Source organism: Pseudomonas fragi (assembly GCF_025426255.1).
GTDB lineage: Bacteria > Pseudomonadota > Gammaproteobacteria > Pseudomonadales > Pseudomonadaceae > Aquipseudomonas > Aquipseudomonas kulmbachensis.
This window is the reverse complement of sequence record NZ_CP104861.1, coordinates 642,064-660,043: the sequence shown is the minus strand read 5'-3', so window position 1 is coordinate 660,043 and position 17,980 is coordinate 642,064. Positions and strand designations below refer to the sequence as shown.

Here is a 17,980-nt window from a genome sequence, read left to right as displayed (position 1 = left end):
AAACCTTCTGAGCTGTCACAACACTTCACAACATCTCGCCAGGTCGCGTCCTAGGCTTGGGGCATCTCGCCCCAATGTCAGAAGGAGTCTCATCATGCACACCCTTCCCACAATCGCCGCTGGCCTGGCGACTTCACTGCTGAGCTTGTCCGCTGCCGCGCAGATCGATTGTTCCGCTCTCTCGGCCGCAGTCATGCCATTGCCCGTACAAGTCAATAACGTGGCTCTCGCTAACAGCCGGGTAAACCCGCAGATCAACCAGCGGCATATCTTCTGTGGCGAGATCAATGCGGGGGGGAATGCCGTCGGGTTTCACTCCCAGCCCGCCGGGCACGTTCCTACCCAGGTCAACCCTCCGGGTGCTCCAGCGGCGCCGGCGGCCATTACCATCGGTGCACCGGTGTACATCGTGCCCTATGGTTTGTCTGCTCGCTGATCGCCAGCTTACTGGCCATGTTCTGGTATTCGGCGCCCTCGATACAGCGCAACTCAAGCGCCTCGCAGAGCAGCACCGGTAGCTGATCCATAGCGAGGCTGAGCGCCTCAAGGCTTTGATGCAGGGATGCCGTGTGCTCGGGGCTGTAACACAAGGGTTGCCAGGTCACGCTGTCATACAAGTCCTGATCCAGCCAATCGAGACTGCAGGTAACGGGGGATTGGCGTATGCGGTCAATGCAGAGGTTGGTGGCCACTCGTTTTAGCCAGGCTTGCACATTATCAATAGTGATCAGCCGTTCAGGCTCCTTGTCGAACAGGCTGAACAGACGTAATCGCAGCTCACTGAAAGCATCTTCCGCATCCTGCGAGCATCGGGTCAGTTGCCGACATCGCCTGCGCATGATTGCTTCGTTATCGATCAGAAAAATCCATATTGCTCCCTGCGCAGCACTCAACCTGACATCGCACGGAATTACATCCATATGCCTCGCCATAATCGTTCCTTGACTGACCGCAACGCCAGAACTGGAGGGCTCTGTACCTGGAGCAATCCGTAATCCGGCTGGAACATGCAAGACGAAGCAGAACGAAGATTTGTGACAGACGGCGATGCAATTACAAATGCGAAATTTGGAGCGCTAACACGCGATTGAACAGCCTGCGCCCAAGGTTACACAACGTTGAATTTCGGGCCTTGGCGCTGCCTGCACAGCAACTGGGCACACCAGCTTTTGCTCCGAAAACATGCCACTTCCAGGACTTTTTTCAGCGTGTCTGCTCAATTGCGCAGGCTTTTTTTTTAAGTCATACTACGTCATACAACTACAACGAAACGCTCAGTGATTCTCAGCGAACCTCCAAAGAAGGCGGGTATTTTCATGAGTTTCGAAAGTCAACGCGTCAAACAAATCTCCTCCTCCCCCAGCATGGCCATCTCCATGCGCGCCAAGGAATTGGCCAGCCAGGGCCGCGACATTGTCGACATGAGCCTGGGCGAACCCGACTTTGACACTCCGCCGCATATCATCGATGCGGCCTGCCAGGCCATGCGCGATGGCCATACCCGTTACACCGCACCGCAAGGCACCCTGGCCCTGCGCCAGGCGATCATCGGCAAATTCCAGCGCGAAAACGGTCTGACCTACAGCGTTGATGAAATCACCGTAGGCAACGGTGCCAAACAGGTGATCTTCAACACCTTCATGGCCACCCTGGAAGCAGGTGACGAGGTCATCATCCCCGCGCCGTACTGGGTTTCGTATTCCGATATCGTCACGCTCAATGGCGGCAGCCCGAAGGTCATCCCATGCGCGATTGATGTCGGCTTCAAGCTGACCGCCGAGGTCCTGCAAGGCGCACTGAGCGAAAAAACCCGTTGGCTGGTTCTCAACTCGCCCTCCAACCCCAGCGGTGCCATCTATTCCAAGGCAGAGCTGCAGGCGTTGGGCCAGGTGCTGGAGGACTTCCCCAACGTGCTGGTGATGTCCGATGAGATCTATGAGCATGTGTTGCTGGCTGACCAGCCATTTGTTTCGTTCGCCAATGCTTGCCCACAGCTGCGCGAGCGTACGCTGCTGATCAACGGGGTCGCCAAGGCCTACGCCATGACAGGCTGGCGCATCGGTTACGGCGCAGGCCCCAAGGCACTGATCACCGCCATCAGCAAAATCCAGTCGCAGAGCACATCAGGTGCCAGCGCCATTTCCCAGGAGGCGTCCCGCGCCGCCCTTGAAGGCCCGCAAGACTTCGTCAGCCGCAGTGCCACCGAGTACGCCGAGCGCGGTCGCTTGCTGGTGGAGGGTTTGAGTCAATGCGAGGGGTTGCGCCTGAGTGCTCCGGCCGGGGCCTTTTATGCCTTCCCCGAGTGCAGCCAGTTGCTGGGCCGCGCAACCCCACAAGGTCAGGTCATTAATGATGATGTTGAACTGTCCGCCTACCTGCTCGATCAGGCTGGTGTGGCTGTAGTACCGGGCCTCGCGTTCGGCTTGCCGGGGTATTTCCGGTTGTCGTTCGCTACATCTCGCGACCAAATAAAAAAAGCTGTCGTACGTATCAATGAAGCCTTGAGCGCCCTGCGCTAAAGCCTTCGCCCTTCTGCTGTGCCAAAGCTGCCATAACAATAGTCGGAGATGTTCATGTTCGATCACAAAAAAAAGCTGCTTGCCCTCGTCATCGCTGCAGGTCTGTGCGCCACCGTGCAGGCTGATGACCTCACCGGAACGCTGAAAAAAATCAAGGAGTCGGGCACTGTCACCCTCGGCTATCGCGATGCGTCGCTGCCCTTCTCCTACCTCAACGATGCCCAGCAGCCAATCGGCTACAGCATCGAGCTGTGCCAGAAGATCGTGGATCAGATCAAGGTCAAGGTCGGTGAACCCAACCTCAAGACTGAGTACGTCTCGGTGGTCGCGGCCACCCGTACCCCGTTGCTGATCAACGGCACCATCGACCTGGAATGCGGCGTCACCACCAACACCGTCGAGCGCCAGAAGCAGATCGGTTTCCTGCTCACCAGCTATGTGGCCAGTGCCAAATACGCAGTGAAGAAGGCCGCAGGAATCAATAACGTTGACGATCTAAAAGGCAAGGCGGTGGTGGTAATTACAGGCGGCAGCGGTGAGTGGATCACCAAAAACCTGAACCGCGAAAAACAGCTGGGCCTGAAGATCCTCAATGCCAAGGACGGTGGTGAAGCCTTCCTGATGCTGGAGACCGGCCGCGCCGTGGCCTACATCAACGACGATGTGCAGTTGATGGCGACCATTGCCCAAAGCCGCAACCCGGATGCCTACACCTTGCTGTCCGAACCGATGTCCGCTGAACCCTATGCCATCGGTATCCGCAAGAACGATCCGCAATTCAAAACCTTTGCCGACGACGTTTTGCGCAACCTGTACAGCACTGGCGTTATCGAGACCCAATACCCGAAATGGTTCCAGCAGCCGATCCCACCGAAGAACGCCGTGATCAACCTGCCAATGAGTGATGCATTGAAAGAAGCCATCGCCCACCCGAACGATACCGGCGTCTGATTCCAACCTGTCAGGCGCGCCCTGACTCCGGTCATTCAAGCCCGAGCTTGAGTGGCCAGGGCCAAGGTGTGCTGCGATTTGTATTCCCTTTCAAAGGTTGATGCTTTCATGGATTACAACTGGAATTGGAGTGTTTTCTGGGAGTCCGCTCCTGGAGAGTCTTCGTCGTATCTGCACTGGCTGATTAACGGAACCAGCTGGACCTTGGCGACCACTGTTGTCGCGTTCGTTCTGGCGTTTCTGATCGGTGGCCTGGTCGGGACTCTGCGCACCACGACACTGCGCCCGGTGGTGTGGCTGTGCAACCTGTACACGGAAGTGTTTCGCAACATCCCTTTGCTGGTGCAGATGTTTATCTGCTTCTTCGTGCTGCCTGAGCTGGTGCCCGTATCGGTCGGTGACTACCTCAAGCAGGACTTGCCCTACCCCTCGTTCTTCAGTGCGGTCGTGGCCCTGACCCTGTTCACCTCGGCCAAGCTGTCCGAGTTGTTCAAGGCTGGGATTGAGTCGGTTGCTGTCGGGCAGCGTGGCGCCGCACTGGCGCTGGGGCTGCGGCCAACCCAGATGTACCTGCAAGTGCTGTTGCCGCAAGCGATCCGCGTGGTATTTCCGCCCCTGACCTCCGAAGCGCTTAACACCCTGAAGAACTCATCGGTGGCGCTGACAATCGGTCTGATGGAGTTGACCGCGCAAGCGCGCAACATCAGCGAGTACTCGTTCAACACCTTCGAAGCATTCACCGCCGCGACCGTGATTTACGTGGTCATTTCGCTGCTGGTGACTTTCGTCATGGGCCATATAGAACGTTCCCTGACCATTCGCGGCGCGACGAGGTAGTCATGTTCGATTTAGATCCAAGCGTTATTGTCCGGGCCATGCCCGCGCTGTGGAACGGCCTCAAATTCACCCTGCTGCTGACCTTCGTCGCCATGTCGGTGGGTATTGTCGCGGGCACCTTGCTGGCAATCATGCGTCTGTCGCACAACCGCGTGATGCGTGGTTTTGCCTTGGGCTATGTCACGGTCATGCGCAGCATCCCTCTGGTGCTGGTGATTTTCTGGTTCTACTTCCTGATGCCCCTGTTGCTGCAAATGGCATTCGGCACTGAACGGCCAGTGCAGATCGGGCCGGTGGTCACTGCATTCGTGACGTTCTGTATGTTCGAGGCCGCGTATTACAGCGAGATTATTCGCGGTGGTATCCAGAGCATCAGCGGTGGCCAGAAACAGGCGGCCGCAGCCCTTGGCCTGCGCCCGACGCAATCGATGATTTACGTCATCCTGCCGCAGGCATTACGCCGCATGGCACCGTTGCTGCTGACCCAGACCATCATCCTGTTTCAAGACACCTCATTGGTATACGTGCTGTCCATCGCCGATTTCACGGGTGCCGCGAGCAAGTTCGCGCAACGTGACGGCCGCCTGGTGGAACTCTATCTGTTCGTAGCCTTGGTCTATCTGGTGATCTGTTACCTGCTGTCCAGCCTGAGCAAACGCTTGAAAACAAACGTAGGGAAAACCGCATGATCCAGATGAACAACCTGAGCAAATGGTACGGGAACTTCCAGGTCCTGAAGAACTGCACCACAGCGCTTTCCCGCGGCGAAGTCGTGGTGGTGTGCGGCCCCTCCGGCTCGGGCAAGAGCACCCTGATCAAATGCGTCAACGGTCTGGAGCCGGTGCAAGAGGGTGAGATTTTTATCGAGAACCAGCCTGTCACCGGCAAGGGCGTCGACTTGCCGAAACTGCGTGCCCGGGTGGGCATGGTGTTCCAGCATTTCGAGCTGTTCCCGCACCTGACTATCATCGACAACCTCAACCTGGCGCAGATCAAGGTACTGGGCCGCGATCGCCACGCGGCAACAAAAAAGGGCATGGCCCTGCTGGAACGGGTCGGCCTCAAGAGCCATGCCCACAAGTACCCGATTCAGTTGTCCGGCGGCCAGCAGCAACGGGTAGCGATTGCCCGCGCCCTGGCCATGGACCCCATCGCAATGCTGTTCGATGAGCCGACCTCGGCACTGGACCCGGAGATGGTCAACGAGGTACTGGATGTGATGGTCGAACTGGCTGGCGAGGGCATGACCATGATGTGCGTCACCCACGAAATGGGCTTCGCCCGCAAAGTGGCGGATCGCATCGTGTTTATGGACGGCGGCGAAATTATTGAAGACGTGAAGTCGGAAGAGTTCTTCAGCGCTCCGCGCTCTGATCGGGCACGCAGCTTTCTGTCCAAAATATTGCAGCACTGATTGTTTTTTGCCTATAGTTGTATGACGACGTATAACTATAGGCAAACAGCACCTGTACCACGGCACATCGGATACCCTGTTCCAGGCCAAGCCCCCTGCTCGCGAATGATCTTCGCGAGCAGGCTTGCTCCCACGCTTGAAGTATCTCAAGCCGCTGCCCCCGAAAATTACAAAAAAGTAATGCTTCAATCATCTACGCGTAAGGTTGAGGTATCTATAATTGTTGGGAGCCAACAGGGATGTAGCCAGCGCATCTGGCGAGCCCTCCAAGGATAAGTAACACGTCTGCAATCATCTGGGCTCACGGCGGTAAAGTTTAAATAACCGGCATCTTTGGAAGCGCTATTACTTCTTGATGATGTTGGGCATTATGACGTCCTTCGGGGCGTCTTTTTTTGAAAATACCTTCTTCATCGTAATCGCTCGACACGCCTGCATCCGAATGACTAACCGTCGTTATTAATTAACCTGATAAAAACGCAGTGGCGGGCAACCTTATTTCTTACAGTGACCTGCCACGGTATATTTAAGCGTATTCAGTTGCCCCTGTGTATCTTCATAAGTCATTGCCGCTGGCACCACTGCGCAGACGTTAGCAGGCTGCACGACACTGATTATCTTTACGACATCCAACTTCATTCCGTATGTGTAATGCTTCGCTACAGGGGCACTCTTTCCCTGGCTGACAGCATACGCCTCCATGGCTTTGGCATTCGCAATCATTTTTTTCTCAAAAGCCTTGTCCACTCCAACGCCTGCAAGTGCGCTGAAAGAGATCGCCAGTGTGCTTGCGAAAGCGAGGGTGATGATGAATTTCATATTTTTGCACCTGATACAATCATTGCCTTAACACGGCCAAGTTCAAGAGTACGGCGTTCGATTTACGAATATGTAATGAACCTTTTTATAAGTAACCCGCCTCACAAAAATGGGACGGGTTGTTTACACTCAACGCTATACGCGTTATTTATCCGCCTCAACGCGACTATCGCTTGATACTAGCGTGGGATTCCTTACTTCATTGGCAACATACTTTTCCATGACCTGATCAGTCGCTTGCGTGGCTTTAGCAAACGTCCGGTCTCCGCCACCTTCCGCCAAGGCAGCAGAAGAAAATAACAACACGCCTGCAAGCGCGCAAATCCGAGTAATGTTCATAGTGACGCCTCATATTTATTCAGCCACTAGCGTATCAATCCGAACCTAACGTCACGGTGGCACCCAGATTACATACTGGTCATCTTTGCCAACTTTAAAGCCCGCTGCCGGATAACTTCAGCGGGCCAGTTGAAGGCATCTAAACGTTGGCTTTTTTGTTCTCTTGCACTGCATCCTCGTCCCGACGGTGCGCCCAGTGATACAACGCAGGCAATATCAACAGGGTTAACGCAGTTGAAGACAGGATGCCGCCAATCACCACTGTCGCCAGCGGTCGTTGGACTTCAGCCCCGGCTCCGGTGGCCAAAGCCATAGGAATAAAACCCAGAGAGGCCACCAGTGCAGTCATCAACACCGGGCGTAGACGTGTCAGGGCTCCCTCATTGATAGCAGAGCTCAACGAATACCCCTCCTCACGCAGATTGCGGATGAAAGCGATCATCACCAGGCCGTTCAGCACCGCCACACCTGACAACGCAATAAAACCAACACCGGCCGAAATTGACAGTGGAATATCGCGCAGCCACAAAGCCATGACTCCACCCGTCAGCGCAAAGGGAATCCCGGTGAACACCAACAATCCATCCTTCAAATTGTTGAACATCATGAACAGCAGGGCGAAGACCAGGAGCAAGGCCACCGGCACAACGACTTGCAGGCGTTTGGCAGCGGATTGAAGTTGCTCGAATTGCCCCCCCCAACTGGTCCAGTAACCCGCAGGGATCGGCACCTCCTGATCAATCGCCTTTGTGGCTTCCTTTACGAATGAACCAATATCTCGTCCACGCACGTTGGCGCTGACAATAACCAGACGTTTACCGTTTTCACGACTGACCTGATTTGGCCCCAACACCAGATCAAGGCTCGCCACCTCTGAAAGAGCAATAAACCCAATCTGGCCTGCATTGCTGCCAAGCAGCGCCGGGACCGGGATCAAGAGTGTGGACAACCCATCCATATCCTTGCGCATCGCGTCAGACAAACGCACGACCATGTCGAAGCGCCGATCGCCTTCATACATCGTACCGGCCTGGCGGCCACCGACTGCAACCGCAATGGTGTCTTGCACATCCCCAACGTTCAGGCCGTAACGCGCAGCTTTGTCACGATCGATGTTGATGGTCAGCACCGGCAGCCCTGTCGTCTGCTCGACTTTGACCTCAGAGGCGCCATCAACCCTCTGCATGGACGCGGCAATTTTCGCAGCGGTGCTGTTAAGCACCTCCATGTCATCGCCAAAAACCTTGACCGCCACATCACTGCGCACGCCTGAGATCAATTCGTTAAACCGTAATTGAATCGGCTGGGAAACCTCATAGTTGCTACCGGGCATAATGGCCGCAGCTTTCTGGATCTCGTCTATCAACACCTCCCGGGATTTCCCCGGATCTGGCCATTGATCCTTCGGCTTGAGCATCACATAACTGTCAGAGATGTTAGGTGGCATTGGATCTGAGGCAATTTCTGCGGTACCGGTACGAGCAAACATCCGCTCGACTTCCGGCACCTTTTCCAGCACCAGCTTTTCCAGGCGCTGCTGCATTTCCACCGATTGCGTCAAGCTGGTGCCGGGAACCCGCAAGGCTTGCAGGGCAAAATCACCTTCGCTCAAGCTCGGCACAAACTCGCTGCCCATTCGACTGGCGACGCCAGCACACGCAGCGATGACGACCAAAGCCATGGCAAATGCCAGTGATCGATGGCGCATGACCCAATCCAGAGCGGGTGCATACACCCGACGCGCCCCACGCATGATCACGTTCTCTTCTTCCTTGACCTTGCCCGTCACGAACATGGCAATTGCAGCAGGAACAAAGGTGACGGACAGCAGCATGGCGCCAAGCAAGGCGATCACGACGGTAAACGCCATAGGGTGGAACATTTTCCCTTCAACGCCGGTCAGGGCGAAAATTGGCAGGTAAACAACCATGATGATCAACTGACCAAAAATCAGCGGTCGACGGGCCTCCCTGGCGGCAGCAAACACTTCGTGAAAGCGTTCGGAGCGCGTGAGGATGCGTCCGTGACGCTGCTGAGCATGAGCAAGACGCCTGATGGCATTCTCGACAATCACCACCGCTCCGTCGACGATGATGCCGAAGTCCAGAGCACCAAGACTCATCAGGTTGGCACTGACTTTGTTGGCGAACATACCCGTGAAGGTAAACAACATCGCCAACGGGATGACCATCGCCGTGATGAGTGCAGCGCGAATGTTGCCCAGGAACAGGAATAGAACCGCGATTACCAGGATCGCACCTTCAATCAGGTTCTTCTTGACCGTGGCAATAGCCTTGTCCACCAGGTTGGTGCGGTCGTATACGGGAACTGCTGCCACCCCTTTGGGCAGTGAACGATTGATTTGCTCCAACTTGGCGGCAACCGCCTGAGACACGGTACGGCTGTTCTCGCCGATCAGCATGAAGACCGTACCGAGTACAACTTCACGGCCGTTTTCGGTCGCCGCTCCGGTGCGCATTTCACGACCAATATCCACGGTCGCCACATTCTTTATACGGATGGGCGTGCCATCGACGTTGGCCATTACGATATTGGCGATGTCTTCAGTGGTCGCCACCTGGCCGGGAGCACGGATCAGCAGTTGCTCACCGCTGCGCTCAATGAAACCGGCGCCAACATTGGCATTATTGCGCTCCAGCGCTGTCACTAGGTCAGTCAGAGTCAGCTTGTAAGCCGCCAGGCGTTTTGGATCGGGGGCAATCTGGTACTCCTTGGCAAACCCGCCAATGGTATTGATTTCAGCGACGCCCGGAACGTTACGCATCTGAGGTTTGATGATCCAGTCCTGGATCACCCTCAAGTCCGTCGGTGTATAGGGATTCCCGTCCTCCTTGACGGCTCCTTCCTGGGCCTCGACCGTCCATAGGAAAATCTCCCCCAGGCCAGTAGATATCGGCCCCAAAACAGCTTTCACACCTTCGGGCAGTTGTTCCTTGGCCACCTGTAATCGCTCATTGACCAATTGCCGGGCGAAGAATAAATCGGTGCCTTCCTTGAAAATTACAGTGACTTGCGACAAACCCGAGCGTGATAGCGAGCGGGTCTGCTCTAGAGCTGGCAGGCCGGCCATAGCGGTTTCAATGGGGAACGTGATGCGCTGCTCGGTCTCCAGTGGCGAGAAACCTGCCGCCCCCGTGTTGATTTGCACCTGGACGTTGGTGATATCTGGAACGGCGTCGATTGGCAGCTTCTGGTAGCTTGAAATACCAAGGCCGGCCATAAGGAGAACCGCGAGCAGCACGATGATGCGCTGCTCGATGGCAAATTGGATCAGGCGTTCGAACATGAGAACCTTCTCGTGGAAGTGGCAGATCAGTGAGCGTGTTCAGCGGAGGCTTTACCCAGCTCTGACTTCAAAATGAAGCTGGCCCCAGCGGCAACTTGAACACCGGGTTCCAGCCCTTGTGTGATCTCGACCAACCCCTGCGAACGGCCGCCGGTCTGCACTGGCTGAGCCTTGAACCCATCATTGGTGCGGACGAAAACCGTTTGTTTGTCCTCAACCGTCTGGACAGCGGCTTGCGGTACCGTGACCTTTGCTTGCCGGGTATCCGTGGCAACTCGTACGTTCACGAATAACCCAGGACGCCAGGCGCCTTGTGGGTTGGCCAAGGTCACCCGGACCGTTGCAGTTCGGGTTTGCTCGCCCAACAGGCTGCCAACATAGGCCACGGTTCCAGAGACTTCGGCGTTCAGTTCCGCAGCCATGACCGTGACCGTGTTTCCCACCAGTACCCTGTTCAAATCCTTGGGCGAGACCCCAAAGGTCACCCACACCCGTGACAGATCCGAGAGGATGAAGGCGTTGGTTGTTTCGCTGACAACCTCGCCAATGCCCAAGTGTTTCTCAACCACAACGCCATCGAACGGCGAGCGCAACTCATATTGGTTACCGCCGCTGGCCACCGAGCTGCCACTGAGTGCACTGATTTTCTGACGAGCATTAGTGAGGGCTATTTCGGCTTCTTGCAAAGCCTGCCGGGCTTGCAGGAAATCCTGTTCGGCAGAGATCTTGTCCTGCCATAGCTGTCGCTCGCGCTCGTAAGTGGTGCGCGCCAACTCCAGGCGACGTTGTGCGGAGGCTTGCTCACTGCGCTGATCCGAAATTTGTTGGCTGGCGATAACGGCAAGGAGCTGCCCTTTTTTCACCTGTTGCCCGAGATTGACATGGACCGATTCGACGACCCCGGCCACTCGGGGCACCACATGCACCGTTCGGTCTTCATCGAATCGAACTTCTCCGGGAAAGGACAATGAGAGGCTAATGTTCCGAGCCTTGGCTTCGACTAACTGGATGCCAGCTGCAGTGATCTGCTCTTCACTTAGAGTCAGGTTTCCCTCTGACGCCTCACCTTCGGCATGTTTGCCCTCAGCCGATTTATTACCCTCGGCTTCATCGCCGTGATCGTCATGGCCCTTGTCTTCCAAGGCTTGAACTTCCGTCGACGGAGCCAAAGGGCTGCCTATCCACAATGAGCCGATAGCGATACCCACCGTCAAAGTCAGTGCAGTGACGATGCTTAGTTTTTTGTCCATGGTGACTCCTTCCACCGCCCAGTCGACAGTCACGGATTGACCGTGACGAACGATGTAGAGCCGCGGTAAAAAAACGTTTTATGAAATTCAAGGGGTACGAGTGATCGGAGCGATATCACCGAAAATTCGCTCGATGCGCACCCAGGCGTTGGTCGCCTCGGTAATGGCCTGGATGTATTGGGTGCGGGCACTGATTAAGGTGCGCTGTGCATCAAGAACGTCCAGAAAGTTAAACTTGCCCATTTCGAAGCCGCGCGTAGCGGTATCGACGGCACTTTGCGCGGCAGGCAGGATGGTTTGATTAAACGAAGCAACTTCCGTATTGGCAGTCCGCCATTGATCCAGCGTGGTCTGGATTTCTGTGCGCAGACGTAGCTCGCTGGCGTTGCGAAGATCACGGGCTTGGTCGGTACGGCGGGCGGCGGCCAAAACATTGCCCTGGTTACGGTTAAACAATGGGATGGGCATAGACAGCCCCACGACATTCACCCGCTCGCGCTCGAGCGCATCGTATTGGCTGCCTACACTTACCGTCAGATCCGGAATACGTTGCGCCCTCTCCAACTCAAGAGAGGCTTCCCGTTGATCAATTTGCAGCGCTGCCAATCGCAGCTCTGCGGTCCTGTCGATGCGATCAAGCAGCAATAACGGGTCCGGTACCGCTGGCATGGACCGGCTTGAATCACCCACGACCAGAAATACTGGCAAAGGCGCCCCCATGACTAGAGCGAGCTGCTGGAGCGCACTAGCCTCATCCCGCTCAGCTCGCCGCAGCTCCAGGCGCACTTCTGAAAGCTGAACCTCTGCGCGCGTACCTTCAACAGGGGAGGTTTTGCCACTCTTGATGCGACCTTGGGCAACCCGTAAACCGCGCTCCGCCAGTTCAAGTGATTGACGTGCCAAGAGCACTCTTTGCTGAGCCGTTGAGGCGCTGGAAAATGCCTGGATAACATCGGCACGCAGTACATTGCGCTTTCGCTCCAATTCAATCCCGACCGCATCCTGATTTCGACTGGCCACGTCGACCCTGGCTCCGCGCTTGCCCCCAAGCTCGATCTGCTGATTGATCAGCACCGTCGTAGTCCGCGAATTTCTCCGCGTATCTTCAGCCTCCCAGGAGACCTGCGGGTTTGGCATCAACCCCGCCTGCTGCAAATCTCCTTGAGCGATGCCAATGTCCCACTGTGCAGCCGCCAATTCAGGATTGTTTGAAAACGCGGCCTCAAGTGCTTGATCCATGGTCAGGCTTTGCAAAGGTGAAACTGCAACCGCAGGGGGGCCTACCAGTAAAAGTGCACAACCAATACTGACTACCAGGAAGGTCTTTATTGATGCAGCTATTTCTTTATGCCGATGCAATTCAATAGTTCCTATAACGCGAAGTTTCAGTGTTCAACACTTTAAAGCCAGCACTTATCAACAACGTGACTGAAGAATTACAAATACGTTATCTTGAGATTCGGCTGTGTTTTTACTCTAAAATCAAAGGCATTAGAAAACAGATCAACAGGTCGCCAGTTTTACGAGCCCCCCCTCAGCCCGCATATCCCAAATAACATTTACCTCCGTCACTCAAGTACTTTTGCCCTTGTCACTCGCGGCTGGAGCCAGGATTCACCGCCGCGACAAATTGTCGCAACACACTGATTTTTATAGCTCAATCACGCAGCCATGACTTGACCCTATAGTCGCTACAGGCTTTAGGCTGATCCGTATTCGCTAACATCTGGACCGTACGCCCACACATAACCGAGTTATTTAAACGCCGTTTTTATTTCGATCAGAAAACCATAAGAAAAATAATATTTTCTCTGAATCAACTCATTATTTTTATTAACAGTGGTGACCTATCATGCGAATCCTTGTCATTGAGGACGAGCCTAAAACTGCCGAGTACTTGCACCAAGGCCTGACTGAAAGTGGGTATGTTGTGGACCACGCAGCAACGGGGACAGATGGACTTCATCTGGCGCGCCAACATAGCTATGACGTGGTGATACTTGACGTTAATCTTCCAGAACTTGATGGCTGGGGAGTACTTGAACGTCTGCGTCAGAGCAGTAATGCGCGGGTCATGATGTTGACGGCACGCGGGCGCCTGGCGGACAAAATTCGCGGGCTGGATTTGGGTGCCGATGACTACCTGGTGAAACCGTTCGAGTTTCCTGAGCTACTGGCCCGCGTACGAACCCTGATGCGGCGCAGTGAGCACACTCCGGTTCCACAGGTGCTCAAGGTCGCCGATCTGGAGCTTGATCAAGGACGCCACCGGGCTTTTCGTGGTGACCACCGTATAGACCTTACGACCAAGGAGTTTGCGCTTCTGCACCTGCTGATGCGTCAAACCGGCGAAGTGCTCTCGCGCACCCAAATCATTTCATTGGTTTGGGACATGAACTTTGACTGCGACACTAACGTTGTCGAAGTCTCAATTCGTAGATTGAGAGCCAAAATTGACGACCCGTACGATAACAAACTGATCCATACACTCCGCGGTGTTGGCTACGTACTGGAAGCGCGCGAATGAAGCCGGTCAGTCTGTCAATGCGACTAGGTTTGACCGTAAGTATTTTGGGGGCGTTGCTGGTTGTATCGTTGGCTATCCTGGCTTTTTTCGCGTTGACACATGAGCTGGATACGCTAGCCAGAAGCAGCCTGGACAAGAAATTGCAGCAGGTTGAACAGCACCTCTCAATGTACGACGACACGGCCGATGTAAGCTCTAAACCTCACTCGTTGCTGGACCAGGTCATGGGGCATGACAATCTGAACCTGACCATTTATGACCTGACAAACCTCAGAAAACCCTTACTGAAGTTCGGCTCTGGCTTGTCGGATTTTCGGGTTGAGTTGAAAGAAGCGAGCGCGACCGGCGACAAGATTACCTATTCCACTTATACCGATGACGAGGGTCGACACTTTCTTACTGCGTCCAAACTTATCCGGTTAAAGAACGGAGTGAGCGTTCCCGTATTGCTGTCGATGGACTGTGCAAACGATGAAGCGCTACTAAACGCCTATCTTCGCTCGACGATTATTGCTCTGCCGCTTTTACTGATATTCATCGGGATTAGTGCTTGGGCGGTGGTGCAACGAGGACTTTCGCCACTGAGAGAGTTCCGCAAAGTCGCCGCCATGATCTCGGCTCAAGACCTCAGCCACCGACTCTCCGTCGTCAAAATGCCTCAGGAACTCAGTGAACTGGCACATGCAATCAACTTCATGCTGCACAGACTCGACAGCGGCGTTCAGCAACTGTCGCAGTTCTCCGATGACTTGGCCCACGAACTGCGATCTCCTATCTCCAATTTGATGGGCAAGGCCCAAGTGACCCTGACTCGGGAGAGATCGGCACAAGAGTACAAAACGGTGCTGGAATCCTGTACCGAAGAACTGGGGCGCGTCACCCGAATCGTTGCGGACATGCTCTTCCTCGCTCAGGTCAGTCACCCGGCAGCGCTTGTCCCGTTCGAGACAATTACCCTGGAGGATGAAGCGCTGAAGGTCATCGATCTGTTTTCGCTGTCTGCGCAAGAAAAACAGATAAGCCTGAACGTCACCGGAAACGGCAAAACCATTGGCGACAGATTGATGATTCAGCGAGCTATATCAAACCTGGTATCCAACGCGATACGGCACTGCCCCGCAGAACATTCCATCTCGGTTGTTATCGAAAAACATGCCAAACACATCTCGCTACTTGTAGCCAACCCAGGCCCAGGGATCGAGTCTCAGCATCTGTTGCACTTGTTCGACCGTTTTTATCGAGTCGACACTAGCCGATCGCGAGGGGAAGGCGGTACCGGTCTTGGCCTGGCAATTGTCCGGTCGATCATGAGCCTTCATCAGGGTACGGCGCAGGTCCAAAGTGTGACTGGCGAAATCACCGTTTTCAGCCTGCACTTTCCTGATATTGCTGGGCAGACCACCTGGCAACAAGCAAGAAAGGCTCAAGCTTGAATTGAACCGCCCGCATGACGGCTCAACGACAGGGGCAGAAACCTGACTATGTCCCTTTCGGCTTTACCCGTGCAGTAGCTTGCGCGACCAAAGGGTCGTCAGGCCAAAAATGCTTGGGGTATCGGCCTTTGAGGTCTTTCTTGACCTCGTCGTATGTCGACTTCCAGAAGTTGGCCAAGTCCTGGGTCACTTGCACCGGACGCCTGGCAGGCGATAACAGGTGCAACTTGACCACTTGCCGACCACCGGCGATACGCGGGGTATCCGCCAGCCCAAACAGCTCTTGCAGGCGTACCGCCAGAATAGGTGGGTGCTCGCTGTAATCCAGCCGCACCGAAGAGCCCGACGGCACTTTGATGTGATGCGGAGCAAGCTCCTCCAGGCGCTGGGGCAGCGGCCATTTGAGCAAGTTATGCACAATGCTGGACAGGTCGAGGCTGGCAAAGTGGCTCAACCGCGAGACACGCCCCAGGTACGGCGCCAGCCAATCCTCAAGCCCTGCCAGTAATGCAGCATCGCTGACATCCGGCCATTCACTCTGGCCTTGAGCCTGCATATCAAGCTGACGCAGCAACGCCACCCGAGCCTGCCATTGGCGCAACTCCGGCGTCCACGGCAACAGCTCCAGCCCCTTGCGCCTTACCAGATTGATCAGTGCTTGCGTGCGCGCTGCTTCGTCCAGCCCGGTTAGCGGTTCGCGGCTGAGTACCAGCTCACCGACCTTGCGCTGACGCTCAGCGCGCAACACGCCTTCGCGCTCGTCCCAGTCAAGCTGATCGACAACGCTGACCTGCTCGCTCAATACGCCATCCAGCAACCCGGCGTCGAACTCGGCAGCCAGGTAGATGCGCTCTTCACGTTGGCCTTGGCGGCTACCCAAATCAGCGATCACCAGCCAGGGATGTTTCATCAGCACATCGCTTTCGGTAAATACAGCAGCACGCCCGTTGGCCAGCCGGTACTCGGCACCGCCGGGTTTGCGTTGCAGGGCGATGCGGTCGGGGTAGGCCAGCGCCAGCAAGGCGCCCAGCCAGCGCGGGTGATCGGGGTCAGTGACCGGTTGTGTGGCTTTGCCGCGCAAGTAGCCGCGATATTGCCGGGCCAGTTGCTTGGCGCGCTGCACCCCACCCTGCCCGCCTCGCGCCGCGCGGCTTTCGCCCGAGAGCAGGGCCAGACGGCTGTGCACGTCCGCCCCGGCGCCGCGCAAAATATCTCGCTCACCCAATAGCGCCGCCACGTCACAGGCCATGTCGGCCAGCCCCAAATCCTGCCCGCGAATCAGCAAATGTGCGATACGCGGATGCGCCGGGAGCTCGGCCATCGCTTGACCGTGAGACGTCAGCTTTTGCTCGCGCAAGGCGCCCAGGCGTTCCAGCAATTGCTGAGCCTGTGCATAACTTGCACCGGGAGGCACGTCGAGCCAGATCAGTTGCTCCGGCGTCACGCCCCAGCGCGCCAGTTGCAGCGCCAGCCCGGCCAGATCGGCCTGGAGGATCTCCGCGCTGCCATAGGCGGCCAGTTGCGCGTGTTGATCTTCGGACCACAACCGGTAACAGACACCAGGCTCCAGCCGCCCGGCGCGACCGGCACGCTGAGTGGCACTGGCGCGGGAAATACGCTGAGTGTCGAGACGGGTCATGCCGCTACCCGGATCGAAACGTGGCACCCGCGCCAGCCCGGCGTCGATCACCACCCGCACGCCGTCAATGGTCAGGCTGGTCTCGGCGATATTGGTGGCCAACACCACTTTGCGCAGGCCCTTGGGCGCGGGCTCGATGGCCGCACGCTGGGCCGCGAGGTCCAGCTCGCCATGCAACGGGCAAAGCAAAACATCGCTGCGCGACCCCAGCGCGTCGGCCAATTGCTGATTAACCCGGCGAATTTCTGCCTGCCCGGGCAAGAACACCAGCAGGCTGCCACTCTCATCATTGATGGCATCGAGAACGGTTTGTACCACCCGGGGCTCGATAAATTCACCGGGCACAAATGGTCGCCCCCAGCGCATGGTCACCGGGTACATGCGGCCTTCGCTGCGCAGGATCGGCGCATCGTCGAGAATGTTGGCCAGCCGCTCGCCTTCAAGGGTCGCAGACATCAGAAGGATTTTCAGCGGCTGCTCGTCACGAAACAGCTCACGACCATTGAGGCTCAGGGCTAACGCCAGATCGGCATCCAGACTACGCTCATGGAACTCGTCGAAAATCAGCAGGCCCACCCCCTCCAGTGCCGGGTCGTGCTGCAAGCGACGGGTGAGGATGCCTTCGGTGACGACTTCAATGCGGGTATTGGGACCGACTTTGCTTTCGAGCCGAATCCGATATCCTACGGTTTCGCCGACTTTTTCACCCAGTTCGCTGGCCAGACGCTCGGCCGCTGCACGGGCAGCGAGACGCCGGGGCTCGAGCATCAGGATCTTCTGACCCGCGAGCCACGGCTCGTTGAGCAGGGCCAGCGGAACACGGGTGGTCTTACCTGCGCCTGGCGGGGCTTCAAGCACGGCTTCGTGGCGCTCGGCCAAGGCCAGACGCAGCGCAGGTAAAACTTCATCAATCGGCAAAGAAATCATGGTGGCTCCAGAACAGAG

The 17,980-nt window shown here is 56.2% G+C and carries 15 protein-coding genes; 8 read left to right on the top strand and 7 right to left on the bottom strand.

The window, feature by feature from the left end; all coding sequences use genetic code 11:
* Nucleotides 1-94 precede the first annotated feature (94 nt).
* Nucleotides 95-436 carry an EndoU domain-containing protein gene (locus tag N7D90_RS03185; RefSeq protein ID WP_261740843.1) on the top strand — a complete coding sequence of 114 codons (342 nt, stop codon included), beginning with the start codon at nt 95-97 and terminating at the stop codon, nt 434-436.
* Here the strand turns inward: N7D90_RS03185 and N7D90_RS03180 are convergent.
* Nucleotides 384-839 (bottom strand): RNA polymerase sigma factor, encoded by a 456-nt coding sequence (locus N7D90_RS03180; protein WP_261740842.1) that lies wholly within the window; start codon nt 837-839, stop codon nt 384-386. The genes N7D90_RS03185 and N7D90_RS03180 overlap by 53 nt on opposite strands.
* A gap of 477 nt (nt 840-1,316) precedes the next feature.
* Between N7D90_RS03180 and N7D90_RS03175 the strand changes: the two genes are divergently transcribed.
* The 5 genes from N7D90_RS03175 to N7D90_RS03155 all read left to right on the top strand — a co-directional run bounded on the left by N7D90_RS03175 (nt 1,317) and on the right by N7D90_RS03155 (nt 5,721).
* The gene (locus N7D90_RS03175) at nt 1,317-2,519 is read left to right on the top strand and encodes a pyridoxal phosphate-dependent aminotransferase (protein ID WP_261740841.1); all 1,203 of its coding nucleotides are present in this window, start codon (nt 1,317-1,319) and stop codon (nt 2,517-2,519) included.
* A 54-nt stretch (nt 2,520-2,573) separates the two neighbouring features.
* Nucleotides 2,574-3,470 (top strand): transporter substrate-binding domain-containing protein, encoded by an 897-nt coding sequence (locus N7D90_RS03170; RefSeq protein ID WP_261740840.1) that lies wholly within the window; start codon nt 2,574-2,576, stop codon nt 3,468-3,470.
* A gap of 108 nt (nt 3,471-3,578) precedes the next feature.
* Nucleotides 3,579-4,307 carry an amino acid ABC transporter permease gene (locus N7D90_RS03165; RefSeq protein ID WP_261740839.1) on the top strand — a complete coding sequence of 243 codons (729 nt, stop codon included), beginning with the start codon at nt 3,579-3,581 and terminating at the stop codon, nt 4,305-4,307.
* Between the two features lie 2 nt (nt 4,308-4,309).
* On the top strand, nt 4,310-4,996 hold the full coding sequence (locus N7D90_RS03160) for an amino acid ABC transporter permease (RefSeq protein WP_261740838.1): 687 nt from the start codon (nt 4,310-4,312) through the stop codon (nt 4,994-4,996).
* Nucleotides 4,993-5,721, top strand: coding sequence for an amino acid ABC transporter ATP-binding protein (locus tag N7D90_RS03155; RefSeq protein WP_261740837.1), 729 nt, complete (start codon nt 4,993-4,995; stop codon nt 5,719-5,721). The genes N7D90_RS03160 and N7D90_RS03155 overlap by 4 nt, the downstream gene beginning before the upstream one ends.
* A gap of 495 nt (nt 5,722-6,216) precedes the next feature.
* Here the strand turns inward: N7D90_RS03155 and N7D90_RS03150 are convergent, their stop codons facing one another.
* The 5 genes from N7D90_RS03150 to N7D90_RS03130 form a co-directional block, all read right to left on the bottom strand.
* Complete coding sequence (locus N7D90_RS03150) at nt 6,217-6,540, bottom strand: DUF2790 domain-containing protein (RefSeq protein ID WP_261740836.1); 324 nt, start codon at nt 6,538-6,540, stop codon at nt 6,217-6,219.
* 144 nt (nt 6,541-6,684) lie between these two features.
* Entirely contained in the window at nt 6,685-6,879 is a 195-nt protein-coding gene (locus tag N7D90_RS03145) for a co-regulatory protein PtrA N-terminal domain-containing protein (RefSeq protein WP_261740835.1), read from the bottom strand.
* Between the two features lie 139 nt (nt 6,880-7,018).
* Nucleotides 7,019-10,186, bottom strand: a complete 3,168-nt coding sequence (locus tag N7D90_RS03140; protein ID WP_261740834.1) for a CusA/CzcA family heavy metal efflux RND transporter — start codon at nt 10,184-10,186, stop codon at nt 7,019-7,021.
* 26 nt (nt 10,187-10,212) lie between these two features.
* Nucleotides 10,213-11,436 carry an efflux RND transporter periplasmic adaptor subunit gene (locus tag N7D90_RS03135; RefSeq protein WP_261740833.1) on the bottom strand — a complete coding sequence of 408 codons (1,224 nt, stop codon included), beginning with the start codon at nt 11,434-11,436 and terminating at the stop codon, nt 10,213-10,215.
* An 87-nt stretch (nt 11,437-11,523) separates the two neighbouring features.
* Nucleotides 11,524-12,741 (bottom strand): TolC family protein, encoded by a 1,218-nt coding sequence (locus N7D90_RS03130; protein WP_261742365.1) that lies wholly within the window; start codon nt 12,739-12,741, stop codon nt 11,524-11,526.
* Between the two features lie 547 nt (nt 12,742-13,288).
* Here N7D90_RS03130 and N7D90_RS03125 point away from each other — a divergent pair.
* Both N7D90_RS03125 and N7D90_RS03120 read left to right on the top strand, forming a co-directional pair.
* A complete protein-coding gene (locus N7D90_RS03125; protein ID WP_261740832.1) occupies nt 13,289-13,963 on the top strand; it encodes a heavy metal response regulator transcription factor in 675 nt (224 codons plus the stop codon).
* Entirely contained in the window at nt 13,960-15,396 is a 1,437-nt protein-coding gene (locus N7D90_RS03120) for a heavy metal sensor histidine kinase (protein ID WP_261740831.1), read from the top strand. The genes N7D90_RS03125 and N7D90_RS03120 overlap by 4 nt, the downstream gene beginning before the upstream one ends.
* A gap of 46 nt (nt 15,397-15,442) precedes the next feature.
* Here N7D90_RS03120 and hrpB read toward each other — a convergent pair whose 3' ends face one another.
* Nucleotides 15,443-17,962, bottom strand: coding sequence for an ATP-dependent helicase HrpB (gene hrpB / locus N7D90_RS03115; protein WP_261740830.1), 2,520 nt, complete (start codon nt 17,960-17,962; stop codon nt 15,443-15,445).
* Nucleotides 17,963-17,980: the final 18 nt, after the last annotated feature.